The sequence below is a fragment of the Acinetobacter kyonggiensis genome (assembly GCF_900107285.1).
Classification (GTDB): Bacteria; Pseudomonadota; Gammaproteobacteria; order Pseudomonadales; family Moraxellaceae; genus Acinetobacter; species Acinetobacter kyonggiensis.
In genome coordinates, this window is the sequence record NZ_FNPK01000001.1 from 1 (window position 1) to 19,911 (window position 19,911).

16 protein-coding genes are annotated in these 19,911 nt (G+C 40.7%); 8 read left to right on the forward strand and 8 right to left on the reverse strand.

What is annotated here, in order from left to right; genetic code table 11:
• Positions 1-499: 499 nt before the first annotated feature.
• The 5 genes from BLV99_RS00005 to BLV99_RS00025 all read left to right on the forward strand — a co-directional run bounded on the left by BLV99_RS00005 (position 500) and on the right by BLV99_RS00025 (position 4,524).
• Positions 500-1,420: an MlaA family lipoprotein gene (locus BLV99_RS00005; RefSeq protein ID WP_092686531.1), complete on the forward strand. Its 921-nt coding sequence runs from the start codon at positions 500-502 to the stop codon at positions 1,418-1,420.
• Between the two features lie 112 nt (positions 1,421-1,532).
• Positions 1,533-2,501 carry an RsbU family protein phosphatase GigA gene (gigA, locus tag BLV99_RS00010; RefSeq protein WP_004649725.1) on the forward strand — a complete coding sequence of 323 codons (969 nt, stop codon included), beginning with the start codon at positions 1,533-1,535 and terminating at the stop codon, positions 2,499-2,501.
• Positions 2,502-2,614: 113 nt separating this feature from the next.
• Complete coding sequence (gene gigB, locus BLV99_RS00015; protein ID WP_086183717.1) at positions 2,615-3,133, forward strand: anti-anti-sigma factor GigB; 519 nt, start codon at positions 2,615-2,617, stop codon at positions 3,131-3,133.
• Positions 3,134-3,157: 24 nt separating this feature from the next.
• Positions 3,158-3,982, forward strand: a complete 825-nt coding sequence (locus BLV99_RS00020) for a carbon-nitrogen hydrolase family protein (RefSeq protein WP_092686532.1) — start codon at positions 3,158-3,160, stop codon at positions 3,980-3,982.
• A 116-nt stretch (positions 3,983-4,098) separates the two neighbouring features.
• On the forward strand, positions 4,099-4,524 hold the full coding sequence (locus BLV99_RS00025) for an organic hydroperoxide resistance protein (protein ID WP_092686533.1): 426 nt from the start codon (positions 4,099-4,101) through the stop codon (positions 4,522-4,524).
• A gap of 199 nt (positions 4,525-4,723) precedes the next feature.
• On the opposite strand, the gene gspE is transcribed toward BLV99_RS00025, so the two are convergent.
• Complete coding sequence (gspE, locus tag BLV99_RS00030; RefSeq protein WP_092686534.1) at positions 4,724-6,211, reverse strand: type II secretion system ATPase GspE; 1,488 nt, start codon at positions 6,209-6,211, stop codon at positions 4,724-4,726.
• Positions 6,212-6,311: 100 nt separating this feature from the next.
• On the opposite strand from gspE, the gene BLV99_RS00035 reads away from it, so the two are divergent.
• Positions 6,312-7,133, forward strand: coding sequence for a hypothetical protein (locus BLV99_RS00035; protein WP_413772551.1), 822 nt, complete (start codon positions 6,312-6,314; stop codon positions 7,131-7,133).
• Positions 7,134-7,141: 8 nt separating this feature from the next.
• On the forward strand, positions 7,142-8,068 hold the full coding sequence (locus tag BLV99_RS00040; RefSeq protein ID WP_086183723.1) for a mechanosensitive ion channel family protein: 927 nt from the start codon (positions 7,142-7,144) through the stop codon (positions 8,066-8,068).
• Between the two features lie 249 nt (positions 8,069-8,317).
• Here the strand turns inward: BLV99_RS00040 and BLV99_RS00045 are convergent, their stop codons facing one another.
• A complete protein-coding gene (locus BLV99_RS00045) occupies positions 8,318-11,014 on the reverse strand; it encodes a DUF2339 domain-containing protein (RefSeq protein ID WP_092686535.1) in 2,697 nt (898 codons plus the stop codon).
• 162 nt (positions 11,015-11,176) lie between these two features.
• Between BLV99_RS00045 and polA the strand changes: the two genes are divergently transcribed.
• Positions 11,177-13,942 carry a DNA polymerase I gene (gene polA / locus BLV99_RS00050; RefSeq protein WP_092686536.1) on the forward strand — a complete coding sequence of 922 codons (2,766 nt, stop codon included), beginning with the start codon at positions 11,177-11,179 and terminating at the stop codon, positions 13,940-13,942.
• Between the two features lie 138 nt (positions 13,943-14,080).
• Here the strand turns inward: polA and BLV99_RS00055 are convergent, their stop codons facing one another.
• The 6 genes from BLV99_RS00055 to ppx all read right to left on the reverse strand — a co-directional run bounded on the left by BLV99_RS00055 (position 14,081) and on the right by ppx (position 19,744).
• Positions 14,081-14,527, reverse strand: a complete 447-nt coding sequence (locus BLV99_RS00055; protein ID WP_092686540.1) for a DUF2314 domain-containing protein — start codon at positions 14,525-14,527, stop codon at positions 14,081-14,083.
• Positions 14,528-14,606: 79 nt separating this feature from the next.
• Entirely contained in the window at positions 14,607-15,176 is a 570-nt protein-coding gene (locus BLV99_RS00060) for a YggT family protein (protein WP_074943448.1), read from the reverse strand.
• Positions 15,177-15,203: 27 nt separating this feature from the next.
• On the reverse strand, positions 15,204-16,034 hold the full coding sequence (gene proC, locus BLV99_RS00065; protein WP_086164942.1) for a pyrroline-5-carboxylate reductase: 831 nt from the start codon (positions 16,032-16,034) through the stop codon (positions 15,204-15,206).
• Positions 16,035-16,062: 28 nt separating this feature from the next.
• Positions 16,063-17,412: a tRNA lysidine(34) synthetase TilS gene (gene tilS, locus BLV99_RS00070; protein WP_092686542.1), complete on the reverse strand. Its 1,350-nt coding sequence runs from the start codon at positions 17,410-17,412 to the stop codon at positions 16,063-16,065.
• A complete protein-coding gene (locus BLV99_RS00075; protein ID WP_086183728.1) occupies positions 17,349-18,173 on the reverse strand; it encodes an acetyl-CoA carboxylase carboxyltransferase subunit alpha in 825 nt (274 codons plus the stop codon). The genes tilS and BLV99_RS00075 overlap by 64 nt, the downstream gene beginning before the upstream one ends.
• 50 nt (positions 18,174-18,223) lie before the next feature.
• Entirely contained in the window at positions 18,224-19,744 is a 1,521-nt protein-coding gene (gene ppx, locus BLV99_RS00080) for an exopolyphosphatase (RefSeq protein ID WP_086164945.1), read from the reverse strand.
• Positions 19,745-19,911 lie beyond the last annotated feature (167 nt).

The following is a 19,911-nucleotide window of genomic DNA, read 5'->3' on the forward strand; positions in this document are numbered from 1 at the left end:
GTAATTTCTACCATCAATCAATGAAAATAATTTCGATCAATCAACCAGTAAAAATCCACACAAGTTGTTCTTCATAATCTCTTAATGATCTTCTTACTGATTCGTCATCAACAAGCTAGGTCGGCTATACTACTCTCTTTTCAGAGAAAGTCAACAGGTTTTGTTAAATTCTTTTCCGACAAACCTAAGTTTAAATCTAATCTTAAAATCTCATTCGAAATCTTAACAATCCAACCAACTCATTGATTTACCAGAGGTTTTATTTAACATCACCGCCGATGGATACGCATTATAGGTGAAAAAAATTCTCATGCAACCCCTTTTTTTAACTTTCTTTATCGGATGAGTGTTTATCACTCAAAATTAGTCTTTTTGTCTTATTTTTCTACATATTTTGATCAAATTTGTTTTAATACGCGTATTCAAAGACCTGTTAATATAGTTTATTACGTAGTTTCAGCTTTAAGCACCAGCTTACTATAGAGCTCTAGGATTTCTTATGCGTCACTTCCATTATGTTTGGGCTAGCCTTTTATCTTTTGGGTTAATTTCTCCTGTAATTGCAAATGATTCGATTCATAATTCTGAATCACCAACAACAGAAGGCTTAGAAACACCTTCAACGAAACAAATCCAAAGTGCTCAACACCCTCGTCTTGAAGCATTAAAAGAATTAAAAAATGTGAAAGCTAAAGATTTAAATGTAAATGCGAATGCAACCCAACCTGAAAGCCAAAAAGATCCGTTACAACCCTTAAATCGACAGGTATATGCTTTCAATGATGCTCTAGATCGTCATGTAGCTCGACCACTCGCTGTTCAATATAAAGAAAAAGTACCTTCTGATATGCGCGGATCATATCGTCAGTTTCGCAAAAATTTAGGTGAACCTTGGAATGCAGCAAATCAACTGATTCAGGGCCGACCACTTCGAGCTGCAGAATCATTAGGCCGTTTTTCCATTAATACTATTACGACTTTAGGTTTTGCCGATCCTGCTCGACGTTTAGGCTTATATGCTGAAGAAGAAAACTTTGGCACCACCTTAGGTTATTACGGCATTCCTTCGGGACCTTATTTGGTTTTACCTGTTTTTGGTCCAAGTACATTTCGAGATACTGTGGGTCTAGTTATGGATAGCCAAGCCCGACCACAAAAATATATCTTTGAAGATCGTGAAGGTGTTTATTGGACAGACCAAGTTTTACGCGGCATTGATGCTCGTTCTCAACTTCTAGATATAGAAGATGTTTTACAAGGTGATAAATATGCCGCCATTCGTGATATTTACTTACAACGTAAAAATTTCGCAATTGCAGAAAAAAAAGGACTAGAATCTGAGTCACTGTTTATTGATGATGATCAAGATAGCACTGAGAATGACGTGCCAGAAGATGATGTAGATACAACAAACAAATAAGTCTTTTCCATTTATTAAAAATATGATCAGTTAAGCATCTTTCTTTGCTGATCATTAGATTGTTATAGTACAACTATAGGCATCATCACTTTAAGGGTCATACAATTTCTTTATGTATTTCATTCAACCAACTCGTAATATTCCTTATTTAGATCAGGTACTCAGTACACTACCCAGTGTGCAAATGATTTGCATAGATGATATTGATTTGTATGATCCCACCATTTTAGCTATTGCTGATGTGCAAGACTACCTAACCCATCAATGGTCGCTCCCTACTATTGTGTTGGCCTTTGAAAATGAAGGTACGGCCTTAGCTCAAGCTTGGGAACTGGGTGCTTTAGCAGGTTGGATATGGAATAAACTGCCGCGTGATCCTGAAGGGGCATTACTTAAAATTGATGCACAATATAAGCGCAATCAAGATAGTCGTGATCTACCCTCAGCTGCACATCTACAAAAATGCTTACTGCCTAATCCAATTGAATTGATGAACTATAAGGTTGAAACCTTGTTTCAACCTTCTGCATATTTGTCTGGTGATTGGTACGATTATTGGAAAATTAGCGATAAAGAAATTATGTTTTATCTGGCTGATGTTTCTGGACATGGGGTCACCAGCAGTTTACTCACCTCTTGGATGGCGGCCTTTCATGGTCGATCCAAAACACCGCGTGAATTGATTAAAAAACTCAATGGCATGCTGGTTCAAGAAAATATTGAAAAGCATATTACGATGATTGCAGGCGTTTTAAATTTAGAAACCCATCAATTACGTTGGTCAAGCGCTGGACATTATCCGCCTGCAATTATCTTTGAACCCAACCAACCACCTAAAATTTTAAACACCAGTAGTTTCCCTTTAGGATTGACTGAAGATCTTGAAGTCGAAGAATTCGTATGTGTGCTGAATCGTCATGCACGGTTTATTATTTGTTCTGATGGTGCACTCGAACCTTTTGATGGTGGTCTGAATGAACAATTTGAAAAATTAGTCTTCCATTTGCAGAATCAATCGTTCCAAGCGCCCGAACATGTGGCAGATGACATTGCTATCTTAAGTTTACGTCGAATGAATTAACCATATAATCAATATGTTAACTTTCAACTAAGCAAACTACGCCCTTTGGCTACTTGAGTCTCTAGTGGCCCTATGTGATAATTTTACAATCCTTCTCTGCAAATGGCATTTATATGTCAACAGGTCATGTTGAATATGCAAGCTTGAATGGAACGCATATTTTTAAGCTTATTGGCGAAGTGCGTGCCCAATCTTGTATCAGTCTAGACAAACTCCTTAGTAAAATTGAACAGCAATCAAATGTGGTTGGGGCAATCGTAGATTTAACCCAAACCACATTTATTGACAGTACTGTTTTAGGTGTACTCGCCAAGCTTGGTCTCAAGCTCAAGCAAATCCACCACATTCAGGCCGTCATGTTATCTACCAATCCTGATATTACAACTTTGGCCAACAGTATGGGTTTGGGTCAAGTTTTTGTGATCTTAAATTATTGTGGTGACCCCAAAGTATGCACACTTGAATTAATGGAAGAACACATTAGTCATAACACCATGTTAACTACTGTTTTAGATGCGCATAAAACACTGATGGAGTTGAATGAAAACAACCTCAACATGTTTGAGCCTTTGGTTAAACAGCTGCAAAAAGAACAAGAGAATATTGAGCAAGTGTCTCAACAAAACGTATAAAAATTATTTATTAGAGCCCACCACATGACTTTACTCTCTGTTGTACAAATGAATTCCCAAGATGATATTGAAGCCAATTTCATCGTGATCGAGTCGTTAATACAACAAAGTAAAGCAGATGGTGCAGAGCTAATTGTTTTCCCTGAAAACTTTGTTTGTTTTGCAGGTGGAAAACAACGCGAGACAGCAGCGCAGTTTGAAATGATTCAACAGCGTTTAGAACATCTTGCCCAGCAATATCAAATTTGGATTGTGGCGGGGACACTTCCCTGTCCCTTCCGCCCTGATGGTTCCATCATTCCTGATGGTCGTGTGCGGACTGTAAGCCTGTGTATTAGCCCTGAACGTACTGAAGCACGTTATGACAAAATTCATTTGTTTGATGTTCAAGTCAGTGATGCTGTCGGTGGCTATCAAGAATCTAAATTTTTTGAACCTGGAACAGATGTTGTCGTTGCAAAAACGCCTTTTGGTCAGATTGGACTGATGGTCTGTTATGACCTACGTTTTCCCGAATTGGCACTCACTTTACGTGCTCAAGGTGCAAATATATTGACTGCACCTGCAGCATTTACTTACACCACAGGTCAAATGCATTGGCAGTTATTGCTGCAAGCACGAGCAATCGACAGTCAATGTCATATTTTAGGTGCGGCACAACAAGGCTGGCACGGTGAAAAGCGCCAAACATGGGGACATGCTGGAGCAACCCATAGCCGTGGTCAAATTTTAGCAATTACAGAGGCAGAGGGTGCTCAGCTGATAACTGTTCCTTTCGATTTACAAGAACAACAGGCGATACGTGCATCGATGCCTTTAATACAGCATCGTAAATTGATGACTTTATAAATCTTTTTCCTTTAAAGCAAAAAAAAATTTGATATAAAAATTACAAAATCACCGCTTATTTTTTCCTCCAAATCATCCAAGATAAAATCTTGATAAAATTTATGAGGGATCACAACATGTCTTTAGAAAAAGCGGTCTATACAGCAAAAGCCAAAGCAACAGGTGGACGTGATGGTCGAGCGACATCATCAGATGAAATTTTAGATGTAAAGTTAGCCGTACCTAAAGAAATGGGCGGTGCTGGTGGAGGCACCAATCCAGAACAACTTTTTGCAGCAGGTTATTCAGCGTGTTTTTTAGGTGCAATGAAATTCGTTGCAGGCAGAGATAAACTCAACATTTCCAAAGATGCCTATATTGAAGGCGAAGTGGGTATTGGGCCTATACCAACAGGTTTCGGCATTGAAGTAAAATTAAATATTCACCTAGAAGGTATGGATCAAGCTGAAGCACAAAAATTAGTTGATGCAGCACATATTGTTTGCCCTTACTCAAATGCAACCCGTGGCAATATTAATGTCACTTTAAATCTGATTACCTAAGCAAGCACTCAATCTATCCTAAAATAAAGTTCATCATTTTAGGATAGAATTCTGCATTGATTCAATAAGATGTAAAAATCAATAAAATACAACTCAGATCACTCGACCGCCCTATTTGATGCACAATACATAAAATAAATTGCCGAGTTTTATGAAGTTCAACAATTTATCAAATTATAAACAATCAAAAGACTTCACGTTAATCCGCAGCTTCATTGGTCACGCGTAGCACTTCTTCCAAGGTAGTTTTGCCTTGTAACACTTTACGTAAACCGTCATCACGAATAGAGCCTGATTGCTGACGTGCATAAGCCTCCAATTCATATTCCGCAGCATTACCATGAATGAAACGGCGCATTTGATCATCGACAGGGACAATTTCATAAATTGCCGTTCGCCCCATAAAACCCGTATGTGAACAATGATCACAGCCTTTCGGTTGTGGCAACTTGAATGTCGCTTCGGTATTTAAATGTCGAAAAACTTCAGTTTCAAATGCATCCGCATCGTGCCATGTTGCACAGCGTGAACATAAGGTTCGCACTAAACGCTGTGCGATCACTCCAATCAAAGAACTGGCCAGCAAGAAGGGTTCTATCCCCATATCTTTTAACCGTGTGACTGCCCCAATAGCCGTATTCGTGTGCAGCGTAGACAAGACTAAATGACCTGTGAGTGAGGCTTGAACAGCAATTTCTGCGGTTTCTAAATCACGAATCTCACCCACCATGACCACATCTGGGTCTTGACGCAACATGGCTTTTAACGCCCGAGCAAAGGTCATATCTACTTTGGTGTTGACCTGTGTTTGCCCAATGCCTTCCAATTGGTATTCGATTGGATCTTCCGCAGTCAAAATATTTTTTGAGCCATCATTTAAGTCCGATAAGGCTGCGTATAAAGTGGTGGTTTTACCCGAACCTGTTGGTCCAGTGACCAAAATAATGCCATGTGGACGATGCACTAAATGCGTCAAACGCTCATAATCAGGCTGCATCAAGCCCAAATGCGTCATATTTAACCGCCCTGCTTGCTTGTCAAGTAAACGCATCACTACACGTTCGCCATGTGACGAAGGTAAGGTCGAGACACGCACATCAACTTCACGTCCTGCCAACCTTAAAGACATACGACCATCTTGCGGCACGCGCTTTTCAGCAATATCAAGTTTTGCCATGACTTTAATACGTGATACCAACAATGGTGCAAGTTCACGACGAGGTTGGACAATTTCACGCAGTTGCCCATCAACCCGTAATCGAACGGATAATTTTTTTTCAAAAGATTCGATATGAATATCAGAGGCACCGACACGAATGGCTTCAGAGAGCAAGGCATTAATTAGACGAACAATCGGAGCATCATCTTCCTGATCCATCAAATCTTCAGCTTCAGGCACCGAGTCAGCCAAACTAAGTAAATCTGGATGATCTTCTAAACCCGCAGCCACTTGTTGTGATTCGCCCGTATCCCCCGCAAAACTTGAACTCAGCAATTGATGAAACTCTTGCTCGCTACATAATTGGTGCTGTGCAGGATAAGCTAAATAGCGACGTGCTTCTTGTATCGCAAGCAATGGCGTATTTTCACGGCGTACAATAAAGGCTTGATCACCCTCGTATCGAAGCAATACGCCATGACGCTTAGCAAAACTATAGGGTATTTGTAATTGTTTAAGTATTTGCATCAAAGTTTATAATGATGAATAAATTGATTTGAGTGTACTCTAAGCATATGGCAGCGTGAAGTCTGTTTTTTACTGATTAAGCAATATAGGAAATATGCTGTTGTCTAAAAATAATGAATTGATCGAACCTGAGCATCCCAATTTAAAATGGTGGGGCGAATACACCTTTGAATTAAATCAGCCCAAAGCATGGCAATTTGGTTCCTTATTATTTCGTCTCACCCGCGGGCTACAAGAATGGCGGATGGAATTTCATCGCCCACAAGTTCAGTATGACTATGAACAAAAGTGGCATGCCATTGAAGATCCCCATTTTGGTTTCCCTCAGCCCGCGAAAATAGAACGCTATATGTTCAAATCAACGCAAAGTAAATTGCAATTGATGCCGCGTTTAGCAGACCGTTCTGTGGTAATCAAACCAGTCGACCCAATTTATATTCCTGCTGGACAACGTGGCACACTGTATATCAGCACCCCCTTATGGATTGCTGGTTTTGTCGAAGGGCAAAAAGATCCACTGTTTGATATTCCAGTCATTCTTCCCAAAGACACTTGGTTTGGTCCGAATCATCGTATGGGCGAGATTTGTTATGCGACTGCTGTTGATGGTCGTACTGAACTACATCAGTTAAAACCACGCGCCTTTCGTGCAGTCACACCAATTGAATTTCATAATACCAGTCACCAACAATTACGTTTTGATCGAATGAATGTACCTGTTTCTGCGCTCCCGCTATTTTATAGTGAAAGTACGGGGCGGTTATGGACATCACAAATTAAAGTGCTACATGAAGGTTTGGATCGCCCGCCTCGAATTCGTATTGAAAATCGCACACCGCCACATGCAGGTGAAGTCATGTATGTCCATCCACCACGTGCGCCAGCCAGTGCTTTGTTTAATATGTTTGATTCATTTTTCTAGGGGGCAAAATGGCCGATTCAAATATTCCAAAAGAAATCACCAGTAGCCTCAAAGGTGTTTTCACCAATATTAATACCGATCGACTCACTGAAATTTTGGTTGCACTCTCCTTGGCTGTCATTGGTTTTCTGATTGCCCGATTTGTATCAAATGCCTTTATTCGTACCATTGGCTCACGTTTTAATGCACACCAACGCTTGGTGTGGCGACGCGGTATTTTTTATTTCATCTTCTTAATTTTTGTCATGGCAAGCTTAAAAGAAGCCGGCTTTAAGCTGAGTGTCTTTTTAGGTGCGGCAGGTATTTTAACCGTTGCTTTGGGTTTTGCATCTCAAACCTCCGCTTCCAACTTAATCAGTGGTTTATTTTTGATTGGTGAAGGTTCTTTTGAAATCGGTGATACCATTCAATTGACCTTAATTCGAGGGAACACCATTGAAGGTGAGGTCATTTCGATTGACTTACTTTCTGTCAAACTGTTAACCCAAGATAATGTCTATGTTCGACTCCCGAACGAGCAGCTCATTCGCGCCCCTGTGCATAACTTGTCAAAATTTCCGATACGGCGTATTCCCATTACTTTAGCCATTAACTTTCATGAAGATATTATTAAAGTTCGTGAAGTGCTGCTTGATGTTGCCAATAAATATCCATTGGTTTTGGCCGACCCGAAACCTGCTGTCACGGTCACGGCATTCCGTGAATCTTCCATTGAACTGTTATTTGCCATTTGGTGTGACCGTGAAAACTTTTTTAAAGTGCGGGATGAAATGCAAGAACGCATCCGCAATGGCTTCCTAGACAATCAAATTGAAATCCCTGTCCCTAAAATGGGTTTTGTCGATCGACCAGCGAATATGCAACCTTTAAATGATGCCGATATTGATCAATATGCCAATGCCAAAGAAGTCAAAAGAGCGCCTGATTTAAAATAATTTTTTTAATCATTTAATCCTCCCCAACCCTCCTTTAAAAAAGGAGGGAGACATCAATTAAACGATAATTCAGATTTAGTCTCTTTTTCTCCAAAGCAGGAAAGTCCCTCTTTTTCAAAGATGAGTCGTATATGGCGCAAGAGGGAGATTTTATCTATTCGCACCTATAGAAAAGAATTCCCCTTCTCCTAATAGGAGATGAGAATCCTCAATATATATATTTTGAGTCTGCAAGGGAGAGGAAAAATATCAAATCTTTTCACCTTCAGGCATTGGTGCAATATACGCAATCACCAACATCACCAAGCCTGCACCTAAAAATGAAACAACCCGAGTTAACGTGCCAATATGGGACAAATCGAACAAGACCAATTTTAAAGTTACCACCACCAAAATACTGCCGCCCAAAATCCAGACTGAACGCAGCTGTTTATGGCTGGCTAAACTCATGGTCATAAAGGCTAACCCCACCCAAAGTAAAGTCAAACTAAGTTGAACCGTGCCATCTTGCCACAAAGCCAGTTCATTCAAGGGTGTACCCAAATACACATGTAATGCGCGCAGCACAATATAACTGCTTAGCCAAAGTAAACTTAACACCATCAGCACGGCAACAATGCCTTTATCCAAACCTGATTTAACCTGTAAGGACAGCATCCACATAAACCCGATCAACATGGCGATACTGACCAAATCAAATGGATTTAAAATCGGCAACACATACGCTTGGAATGCTTGTTGGGTCAAGAGCTGCGAGCTCAGCATCCAAGTCGCCATTAAAACCAAAGTACTGCGCGCTTGCCAAAATATCTTCCAATCTGGATTATCCACTTGCCAATAACACCAAGCACAAAACAGTAAAGGTAAGATCACCACACTCATATACGGCATGCTCGGAACCAAGCTTAAACTACTCATGGCGAGGCTAAGCAAAACCCCGAAACTCACCCACTCTTTTTCCGCTCGAACGCCCAACATGGGACGCAGCCACAAGGCAGTCAAGATCAAACCAGACAATGCAAAAGCAACGCGGTCAAATGTAGAAGACCAAACAATAATGCCTTGTTTACTTTGATCAAGCACAATAATAAAGGCAAAAACAAAGACTGGAATTAACCCGAGCCATTTCGGCAATAACCATGACCATGTGGCTTTGCAATACAGCATGACTTCATTCATCAGCAAATAGCAGCCACTGACGATCAATAAGCAAATGACAAACTGATTCGCACGATCAATTTGATCAAGCAATAAAACAATCAACATCGTGGTTGCAAACAGCATTTGTAAACCATGAAAAGCGATCGTGGCATGGCTCAATTGCTTGCGAAAAGATGCACGACTATTGGCAAGCAACACCACCGCAAAATAACTCAGACACAGCCCCCAATACATTTCACGTGGAAATTGGCTCAACTCTGCCAGATAATAAAAACTAGATAAGCCTGCAACGACCAACAACCCCATGCCCAGATAACGACTAATATTCGACTCCCGATATAAGGCATAAATAAAAATCATTAAACCTTCGACCGCCCAGCCCACCACGCTCCATTGTTCAGGCAAAAGAATCGGTGGAATCAAAGCCAAGAAAATAAGCATGAGGCTTAAATAACTTTGCGAAATCAGTTGTACTGCTTGATGCCGTTTAGAAAGCAGATACAGTCCTGCATACACCACTGCAAAGTCTAAACTTGCACCGGCTTGCCAATACATTTCATCAAAATACATTAAATAAATAAAAATATAGCCCACAATAGGCGCACTAAAAATCAGTGCGACATCTAAAGCAGGTTTGAGTTTAAATTGAGCAAGATCCGCTTTGGCAAGCAGCTGGCTAAAGCGAAAACTCAGCCAAACAAAGATGGCGGTATGTGCAACAACCAGTACCGTTAAAATCCTACGCTCTTCTGCTTCACCCTGATAAAAGGCATAACTGCCACCCACGATCACCGTAATGAGGAATGCAATTTGATTTAGAATTTTCCATGGGCGTAATGTACTTAACACAGCAACCGCGAGATTAATCACCACATAATAGGCAATCAATTCAACCGCTGTCGCATTGCGAACAGGCAAAGTAAAGGGTGCGATATAGGCAATGATCATCGCCATCAGTGCCAGTTCAATTGATTGCTGCTTTAAGCTTAAATGCAGGGTGAGCAACATAATGACAGCAAAACAAAATGCGGCCACCCATAACATCGCAATCACACCATTGTAATAGGCAAAAAATAGGGTTAAGAATAATGCCGCTAAACCTAAACCTTCTAAAGCCAAAGCAAAACTGCGGTTTTTAGCCTGTAACCCATACCCCAATGCCGTGACTGCTCCACTCACACTCGCAACAATGCTCAGTTTCAACGCCAGACTCAACTGCCAATGTTCGGTGGCAAAACGTAGCAATAGCACAATGCCAATAATCAGCACCAAGATGGCAACTTTTAAAACAGGATTCCCCTGAAATATCCACTGCCTGAACTGATCAACCAAACTGATCGAATTTGATGTAAAGGGTAATTCAAGCGGCTCTGTATGGGATGTCGGTTCAACAGCAACATAAGCCGTGGGTGGAACTTGCTGTAATCGCCTTTGTACTCGATTTAACAAAGCTTCCAAACGCCTTAACCAACGCAGAAAGAAAAAAATCCAAGCTGTGACCCCTGCACCAACAACAAAACTCCAATCCATTGCCCCACCGACAAGCGCAACAATGGATGCAAGATAGAGCGGAACTTTTGAGGTTTCTTGAAATGAAATATGCTTCTCAGTCGCAATTTGAGCTGCGGGTGTTTGCAAAGCATCGACATATTGCATCACACTCATGACCAAGGCTAAGCCACACAAATAAGTAAAAATGTGTGCTTTTAAAAACCACGCACCCACACCGACAATAATCAATATCATCAGCCAAATCATGCGGATTTCGCTCTGCCCTTTGTGCATCTTATCTTTCTCTGCATCCTTATGAATTGATCATACAACAGCTCTGACTTTGATTTTTAAGCATTCATCAGATATTCGGTAACATGCATCTTTCATGATGTGCCTGTGATCAGTAGTAAAATCACGTACAATAAGCGGGTTATTTGAATTAGGAATCTTTCAATGCCACCATTTGTTTTGGTCGATGGCTCATATTTTTTATTTCGTGCGTACCATGCACTGCCACCACTAACCACTTCTACGGGTTTACAGACCAACGCAATTCGTGGTGCGATTTCTGCGATTCAAAAATTGATGCGTCGTATTCAACCGACGCATATGGCCGTGATTTTTGATACACCAGAGCCAACTTTCCGTCATCTCCTTTCACCGATTTATAAAGGTGATCGCCCAAGTATGCCAGAGGAACTTTCTCAACAGATTCCTTATCTTCACAATCTGATTCGCGCTTTAGGCATTCCATTGTATACCCTACCGGGTGCTGAAGCCGATGACGTGATTGGAACACTGGCTAAGCGTGCAGAGAAAGCAGGTCATCAAGTGCTCATTTCTACAGGTGACAAAGACATGGCACAACTGGTCACCGACAAAGTGACTTTAGAAGACAGCTTTAAAGATAAGCCAATGGATGTGAATGGGGTCTTTGAAAAATTCGGGGTTTGGCCGAATCAAATTATCGACTACTTAACCCTAATGGGTGATGCTTCTGATGGGATTCGTGGCGTGCCGGGGGTTGGTGCGAAAACAGCAGCTAAACTTTTAACCGAATATGGTTCAATCGGTGGCATTTTAGAAAATGTCGATCAAATCAAAGGTAAAGTCGGTCAAAACATTAAAGATAATGTTGAAGGGATTGCTCTCGACCATCAACTTGCCAGTATTGTGATTGACCTAGATTTAAACCTCACTTATGACGATTTAAAGCTGGCTGATCCGAATGTCGAAGCCTTACGTCAACTTTATACTGAACTTGAATTTCGTAACCAATTACAGTCTTTAGACCATCCAAATAATCCTAATAGTTCGGTCTACAAACAAACCTCAAAAGTGATTGAGAAATCTGCACACACAGAAGAAGTGATTAAAACTGAAGATCAAGCCGACATGAGCAGTGTCGATGATCAACTGGGACAAGCCACTTACCATACCGTTTTAAGCAAAGCAGACTGGGATAAATTCTTCCAACGCTTTAGCACTGAAAAATGTTTTGCCTTTGACACTGAAACCACCAGTCTAGATTACCGTATTGCAGAAATGGTCGGTTTTTCAGTGGCATTTAATGCCGATGATGCCTATTACATTCCGCTTGCGCATGACTATGAAGGTGCACCTGAACAGCTCAACCGTGAAACGGTTCTCACACAAATTAAACCAATTTTAGAAGATGCTTCGGTTAAAAAAATTGGTCATCATTTAAAATATGATGCACATATTTTGCAGAATCACGGGATTGAATTACAAGGCTGGTATTTCGATACCATGCTGGCTTCTTACGTGCTTAATTCTGTGGCAACGCGTCACGGTATGGATGATGTTGCACGTTTATATTTAAGCCATTTGAGCACCACCTTTGAACAAGTAGCGGGCAAAGGAGTGAAACAAAAAACCTTTAATCAAATTGAGATTGAAATCGCTGCGCATTATGCTGCTGAAGATGCGCATGTGACTTATCGCTTATATGAAGTGTTGTCGAAAAAATTAAAAGCCGTACCTGAACTCGACCATATTTTGCATAATATTGAAATGCCTGTGGCTCGTGTTCTGACCATAATGGAAGAAAACGGCATTGAGCTTGATCTCAAATTCCTTGATCAATTAGGGGTAGATTTTTCAAATGCCATTCAAAATTTAGAAAATCAAATTACCGAATTAGCAGGACAAAGCTTTAATGTCAGCTCGCCAAAACAAGTCGGTGAGATCCTGTTTGATAAGTTGGGATTAAAAGGTGGCAAGAAAACCGCCACTGGACAATACAGTACCAGTGAAAGTATTTTAGAAAAAATTGATCACCCGATTACCGCGTTAATTTTGGAATACCGCGGTCTTTCAAAACTCAAAAGCACTTATACAGATGGTCTACAAAAACAGGCCAACAATGACAGTGGTCGTGTCCATACCAGTTATCATCAGGCACTCACGACAACTGGTCGTTTATCATCGACCGATCCAAACTTGCAAAATATTCCTGTCCGTGAAGAAATTGGTCGTCAAATTCGTAAAGCGTTTGTTGCACCTAAAGGTCGCGTGCTGCTTGCAGCCGATTACTCGCAAATCGAACTTCGTTTAATGGCACATTTTTCTCAAGATGATGCCCTAGTACATGCCTTTAATCATGGACAAGATGTGCATCGTCGTACCGCTGCTGAAGTTTTAGGCATTGCCCTAGAAGATGTAACGCATGACCAACGCCGTCAAGCCAAAGCCGTCAATTTTGGTCTATTGTATGGCATGTCTGAATTTGGTTTGATTCGTCAGTTAGGCTTTACCCGTCAAGAATCTCAAGACTATATCAAACAGTATTTCCACCGTTATCCGGGCATTTATGAGTATATGCAACGCACTCGTCAAGTGGCTTTGGAACAAGGCTTTGTCGAAACAATTTTAGGTCGTCGTTTATATACCCCTGATATTGATGCACGCAATATGATGGTGCGTAAAGGCGCTGAACGTGCAGCAATCAATGCTCCGCTACAAGGAAGTGCTGCTGATATTATTAAAATGGCGATGATTGAAGTCGATAAAATATTACCGAAAGATCAAGCCAAAATGCTGTTACAAGTACACGATGAATTGGTGTTTGAGGTCGATGCCGATATTGCTGATGAACTGGCGCCTAAATTGGCTGAAGTGATGCAATCGGTGGTGAAACTTTCAGTTCCGCTAATTGTTGAAGTCGGTAAAGGCATGAATTGGGATGAGGCACATTAAAATATTAAAGCATTCTCTCCTTTAAATGACGGTTTGAGAGAAACTCTTTAAGTAATTTTAGAGTTTCTTCATTCCTTCAATACTTAAAAGCGATAATTTTTGTCTGACTCCACACAATACTCCACTTAAAGAGCTCCTTTACAGATCAACAAACCGAGTAACCCCAACACGTTGATCAAACGCTACTTGCTGTACGGGAGAGAGTTTAGATCGCTGATAACGTAATGAATAACCACCAAACATCTCACCCGTAGATTTTAGGATATACCAATCTAAAATTTCAGATTCACTCAACTTTAACCACTGCCCAACTTGAATCCATTTAAATATTTCAGGCACTTCAAACAGTTGTGCGAAACAAAAGTTATCTTCAAAAAATGGAGTCATTAGCCAAATATTCGCACCCTCTTCGGAATCTTGGCTTTCTGGAATATAAAATTTAACACATGCAAAATCCCCCTCAGATATTTTTGCTAAGTTTTCTTTAAAAATGTCCAATGATTCTCTTGCGATTTTTATCGTTGCCAAATATGCGTCAGCTTCATGATCAACAAGCATAAATTGAGGTTCAAGTTCGCTATTCATTCACCAATATCCTGATTTTAAAATATTTTATTTATCAATAAAAAAGGACTCAATGGAGTCCTTTTTTATTGCTTAAAGTTTAAAGCCCTGTCAGAAGTGCAATCGCCACTTCATTCATAATAATTTCAGCAATATACAAAGCTAAAAATGCCACAATTGGAGATAAATCAATCATGCCCATATTCGGCAAAATACGACGGAATGGTGCCAACAATGGTTCTGCAAGCTCCTGAATTACTTCAATATAAGGCGAGCGAGATTGCGTAAACATCACCACCCAACTTAAAATAATGGTCGCAAAAATCAAATAACGGCAGAAACGAATCAAGTCTTGAATCATGGTGACAAAAGTTAAAATCAGCAAATGCACCGGACTATTCGGCATAGCACCTGACAAATACATGACACCAAAAATTTTGAGTAAATATAAAACCAACAATAAAGCCAAAGCCGCTAAATTAACGCGACCTTTTGCCACAGTTGGAAAAATACGACCAAAAACATCCACTATTTTCGTTGCTTTAACCGTAGACATCACCACTGGATTATAAGCATTTACCCCTGCCAACTGCATGAGAAAACGAAAAAATACGAGCAAAATCGCTACGTTAATGATAATGCCAAAAATCAGCGCAGAGTTTGCACCCATACTGGAACTTTCCTAAATAAAAACGAGTTATTTGCTACTTTCACTTAGCTCTTGAGCAAGTTCTTGGCTGCGCTTTTGTGCAGCAGCCAAAGCAGCCTGAATATTTTGAGAAATTTGTGCACGATCAAAAACTTCAAGTGCAGCTTGAGTCGTACCATTTGGTGAGGTTACATTTTTACGTAATTCCGCAGGTGTATTTGCACTGGTGATTGCCATTTGTGCAGCACCTAACGCCGTTTGCAAAGTCAGCGCAGTAGCCACTTTCTCATCTAGGCCCAAGTTTTTACCTGCACGAATCATGCTTTCCATCATATAGAAGAAATATGCAGGACCAGAACCCGATACTGCCGTGACCGCATCAATCTGCGCTTCTGAATTTACCCACAGGGTTAAACCTGTTGCAGCTAAAACTTGGCTTGCAAGCTCACGATCTTTGGTATCAACTGCTTCAGTCGCATACAGGCCATGTGCACCTGTTTGCACCAAAGCGGGAGTATTCGGCATCACACGAACAATTCGGTCTGTGGCTAAAAGCGTTGCAATGGTTGCAATTTCAGCACCAGCAACAATCGACATGACCAATTTGCCTTCAAACAAACCTTTAAGAGGCTTTAATACACTGGCCAATACCTGTGGTTTTACCGCAAAAAGGACGATATCGGCATCACGAATGGCAGCAATATTATCATCGGTCACGCAAACATCTTTTTCAGCTAATAAAAGACGTACTTTTTCGACCGGATCAGAAACTGTAATACGTGTTGGAGGCAAACCGCGTGAAATTAACCCACCAATTAAGGCTTGAGCCATATTACCGCCACCAATAAAACAAATATTACAATTTAAAGCTGCACTCATGAATCATACTCGACGTAGAATTTTTTAACTAAGAGATCAAATTTGGTTGCCAACCACCGACTTCACAATATTCAGATTGAGCTAACCAAAACCCTTTTGGTGTAAAAACACCAAGCATAACATTATCTATGCTTAATATTTGAATTGTATGACGCTGCCAAGGAAAAATTTGCGCGTCTTGAATAGCTTTTTTTAATGGCCAACGACCGACTCGCCCATGTAAATGAATTTTTTCTCCGCCTTGGCGCAGTACTAAATTTAACGCTTTACCCAATAAGGATGCTGATAATCCGATTTGTGCAGGCTCAGCGTAATATTGCCCTGAAAGAACATTAATACTTTGATTAAACTGTACTTGAATCGTGGTAATTAAAGTATCTAATTGATTTTTATCAGTAAGATATTCATCCAAGCTTAAACGGAAAATTTTTTGCTGATAACGCACATAATAATATTGCTTCCAATGCAAGGCCGCTTGTGCATCAGACTTAGACTCAATCACTTCATGCAACAAACGCTCAACCATCTCAAAACTAGGTCGATAGCGATCCTGTCCTTTCATCCATGCCGATAAAAGCTGTCTTTGACGCGCAGTGGATAATTGCGCTAATTTTTTTAAATCAAGTTCAACTGCTGTGCCACAAAACACCAAATCTTGCTGCAAAACATCGTGCAGAATTTCATCCGCATCGTGCATCAAAAAACTGGTGCGACTTAAGGCTTGTTGCATTTTCGGATAACGATTTTGTAACATTGGCCACAGTTCATGACGACACCATGCCCGATCATAATCAGTATTCAAATTACTTGGATCTTCAATATTGTGCACATCCAGTTGTGCTGCCCATTGGCAAATCTGCTCACGTGAGATATCGAGTAGTGGTCGCCAAAGGGTAAATTGCTCACGAACATCGACCTGTTTCATGGCAGATAGCCCCTGCACGCCAGCACCTGAAAGCAGACGCAAGATTAACGTTTCCGCTTGATCTTGCTGATGATGGGCCAAAACTAAAATTTCATTGGGTTTTAAATGCTTTAAATAAGCTTGATAACGTGCTTCGCGGGCTTGTTGTTCCACATTACCTGCTTGTACCTTGACCGCTTCAACAATACAAGGAATATTCAGTGCAGCACATTGATCAGAGACAAATGTTCCCCAACTGGCGCTGAGCGATTGCAATTGATGGTCAATATAGATGGCACGAATTTTTTCAGGGTATAAATAAGACATCAGATGCAGCAGCAACATGGAATCCATGCCGCCACTACATCCAATTAAAAAGCAGGTATTTTCAGGAAACTGTTGTTCCTGTTTTAAGACATTAGACCTAAATTGTCGCTGCCAAACTTCATTAAACGCTGGTAACGTGCTTCGCATCGTTCATTCGCTTCCATTGGTTGCAATTCTTCTAAAGCTTGTTGTAACACATCTTTAAGCGCTTGCATGACTTGCTCAGGTTGCAAATGTGCACCTTCACCTTCATCAACAACATATTCCACAATACCCATTTTTTTGAGTTTTTCAGCGGTCAATGCTAATGCTTCACTGGCTTGTTCAGCTTTCTCGGCTGTTTTCCATAAAATGGTTGCACAGCCTTCAGGTGAAATCACAGAATAAATACTATGAGACAGCATAATAACGCGATCCGCCACACCAATACCGAGTGCGCCACCTGAACCACCTTCACCCAGTACGGTTGCAATCACAGGTACTTTTAAACTTGAAAGCTGTGCAAGACTGGTCGCAATCGCTTCTGCTTGACCACGTTCTTCCGCGCCCACACCTGGATATGCACCCATAGTGTCAATAAAGGTAAACACAGGAAGATTAAATCGTTCTGCCATATCCAGTAAACGTTGCGATTTACGGTAGCCTTCTGGATTACTCATCCCAAAGTTATGTTGCAATTTTTCACGAGTACTACGACCACGATGTTGTCCAACAATCATGACTGGCTGACCATTAAAACGTGCCAAGCCACCGATCATTGCACCATCATCACCAAACACCCGATCTCCATGTAAAGCATCGAATTCAGTGAAGATTTCACCAACATAATCCAAAAATTGCGGACGTTCTGGATGACGTGCAATTTGAACCGTTGTCCATGCTTTAGATTGAGCAGCTTTATTTTTCATAGGTCGACCATTATCCCTAAATTAACAATCACTTGTTAACCAATCACTTGTTAATAGATAAATTGTTCCGACTGAATATTCAATTCAATATCCCAATGCTTGAACTGCACTTGCTCATCATGCAAGTCGGCCACAAGCAAAGGCCATTGTTTGGCATCGCCAGAAACGCTGAGTTGCCATTGTTGCTCATTGCCAACACTTAATTCAATGGCAGGAAGCATCTCATCGCTACGACTATGATTAAGTAAAACTGCAAGACGAAGCAATAGACAAAGATAAACTAATTTGCTACCCCCCACCTTAATTACATCCACCCGACTGTCACTGCGTAACTTACGACGATGATGTGCGACTAAATGTGAAAGATGGTTTTGATCAATTTGCGAGAAACCAGCAATATCCGAATGTTGCAATAAATAAGCACCATGACGATGATAACCCCCATGACTAATGGCCAAACCAATTTCATGCAAATATGCAGCGCGGCGCAGCAAATCACTATCTTCAGTGTTTAAATTCAATATCTTAGCAACACCATCAAATAAATCTTGGGCGGTTTTTACCACACGTTCAGCTTGTTTAGGGTCGGCATTATAACGCCCCATTAAAGCTTGAACACTTCGATCTCGGATATCTTCATGTTGGAAACGACCCAACAGGTCATACATTACACCTTCACGCAATGCACCATCGGAATAGACTAATTTATCAAGTTCAAGCACATCAAACACAGCATATAAAATGGCAACCCCAGCTGGCAAAACTGCTCGACGGTCTTCTTTTAAGCCATCAAAATCAACTTCAGAAATATCTTTAAATTTAAGTAACTTTTCTTTGAGCTTTTCTAAGCCTTCACGGGTTAAATTTTCTTGCTCATCGCTCCAGCCCATATTAATGGTAATTTGACGACACGCTTTAATCGTGCCGCTTGAGCCGACAACTGTATCCCAACCGGCTGTTTTATAGGTATTGGCAATACCTGAAAGCTCTTTACGCGCAGCAACAACCGCTTTATCAAAATTTTTCTGATTAATTTCGCCATCACTAAAATAGGCTTTGGTAAAAGCAACACAGCCCATTTGTAAAGATTCAGTATGAATCGGTTCAAACTCTTCGCCAATAATCAGCTCGGTAGAGCCACCACCAATGTCGATCACCAAACGACGACCACTATTCGCCATGGTGTGCGACACACCCAAATAAATCAGACGCGCCTCTTCACGACCGGCAATAATTTCAATCGGTTTAGGTAAAATTTCTGCCGCTTTTTGAATAAATTCATGCCCATTTTTGGCCTGACGTAAAGCATTGGTCGCCACAATTCGCATACGATTGGCTTGTACTGAACTTAAACGCCCGACAAAACGCGCAAGACAGGCTAAGCCACGCTGCTGAGCGGCTTCAGTTAGGTTTTTATTTTCATCCAGACCAGCTGCCAATTGTACTTTTTCTGACATTGAAGCCACTTTTTTAACTTCGCCATGATCTACACGTGCAATCGCAAGGTGAAAACTGTTCGACCCCATATCGATGGCAGCAAGTAACTCTTCATCAATCAAAAAATCAGACATTATTCAAACGAACCTATAAGAATTACGCTTAGAGTAATTCACATACATGCAATTTAAAAGCCATTTATCAAGACAAATAGAGGAGTTTTTAAATTTTTAATCAAAAGTATAATTGTAGGACACGATGATCAATATCGTGAGCATCAATTAGACAAACTCACTATAAT

Coding starts and splice junctions, on each gene's coding strand:
- BLV99_RS00045 (WP_092686535.1), bottom strand. CDS start 11,014: ATGCACAAAGGGCAGAGCGAAATCCGCATGATTTGGCTGATGATATTG.
- BLV99_RS00005 (WP_092686531.1), top strand. CDS start 500: ATGCGTCACTTCCATTATGTTTGGGCTAGCCTTTTATCTTTTGGGTTA.
- polA (WP_092686536.1), top strand. CDS start 11,177: ATGCCACCATTTGTTTTGGTCGATGGCTCATATTTTTTATTTCGTGCG.
- BLV99_RS00060 (WP_074943448.1), bottom strand. CDS start 15,176: ATGGGTGCAAACTCTGCGCTGATTTTTGGCATTATCATTAACGTAGCG.
- ppx (WP_086164945.1), bottom strand. CDS start 19,744: ATGTCTGATTTTTTGATTGATGAAGAGTTACTTGCTGCCATCGATATG.
- BLV99_RS00025 (WP_092686533.1), top strand. CDS start 4,099: ATGTCTTTAGAAAAAGCGGTCTATACAGCAAAAGCCAAAGCAACAGGT.
- tilS (WP_092686542.1), bottom strand. CDS start 17,412: ATGCGAAGCACGTTACCAGCGTTTAATGAAGTTTGGCAGCGACAATTT.
- gspE (WP_092686534.1), bottom strand. CDS start 6,211: ATGCAAATACTTAAACAATTACAAATACCCTATAGTTTTGCTAAGCGT.
- BLV99_RS00075 (WP_086183728.1), bottom strand. CDS start 18,173: ATGAAAAATAAAGCTGCTCAATCTAAAGCATGGACAACGGTTCAAATT.
- BLV99_RS00020 (WP_092686532.1), top strand. CDS start 3,158: ATGACTTTACTCTCTGTTGTACAAATGAATTCCCAAGATGATATTGAA.
- gigA (WP_004649725.1), top strand. CDS start 1,533: ATGTATTTCATTCAACCAACTCGTAATATTCCTTATTTAGATCAGGTA.
- proC (WP_086164942.1), bottom strand. CDS start 16,034: ATGAGTGCAGCTTTAAATTGTAATATTTGTTTTATTGGTGGCGGTAAT.
- BLV99_RS00040 (WP_086183723.1), top strand. CDS start 7,142: ATGGCCGATTCAAATATTCCAAAAGAAATCACCAGTAGCCTCAAAGGT.
- BLV99_RS00055 (WP_092686540.1), bottom strand. CDS start 14,527: ATGAATAGCGAACTTGAACCTCAATTTATGCTTGTTGATCATGAAGCT.
- gigB (WP_086183717.1), top strand. CDS start 2,615: ATGTCAACAGGTCATGTTGAATATGCAAGCTTGAATGGAACGCATATT.